This is a genomic window from Pseudomonas sp. EL_65y_Pfl2_R96, assembly GCF_963970905.1.
In the GTDB taxonomy this organism is placed as follows: Bacteria; Pseudomonadota; Gammaproteobacteria; order Pseudomonadales; family Pseudomonadaceae; genus Aquipseudomonas.
Map to the genome: position 1 here is coordinate 1 of NZ_CAXAQH010000378.1, position 441 is coordinate 441.

1 protein-coding gene is annotated in these 441 nt (G+C 61.9%); it reads right to left on the reverse strand.

Annotated features, from left to right (window positions below; genetic code table 11):
• A partial coding sequence (locus AACY49_RS31140; protein WP_339528178.1) for an Arm DNA-binding domain-containing protein occupies positions 1-257 on the reverse strand: 257 nt, incomplete at its 3' end.
• Positions 258-441 lie beyond the last annotated feature (184 nt).

Here is a 441-nt window from a genome sequence, read left to right on the forward strand (position 1 = left end):
TTGACGGCGGACGCGTCCTTCCGAGGATCCTCGCCGCGCGCAATCGCCACGCGCGCCACGTCGCGCCTGGCGCGAGCTTCGGCAAGCGAGATCGCGCCGAAGGTCAACGTCTGCTCGCGACCGTCCTGGTCGCGATAGCGCAACCGGAAGGATTTGGTGCCGGTGGGGGCGACATGGAGATAGAGACCCTGCCCATCTGTCCTCTTATAGGCGCGCGGCTTCGGCCGCGCGGCTTTGACCGCTGCGTTGGTCAGCATAGACACCTCGATTGGAATGTGGTCGTGTGCGATTATCAACAGGGAGACAGCACGTGAGTGATCGCGCAGAGGAAGCCGGTATGAAAATCGTCGTGCGGCTAAGGGAGGCCCTTGCCGATGGCGAAAGCGTGCGAGTTGTGGTGCATGGCTTCAGTCAGCAGATCGATGTGAAAGATATCACGAG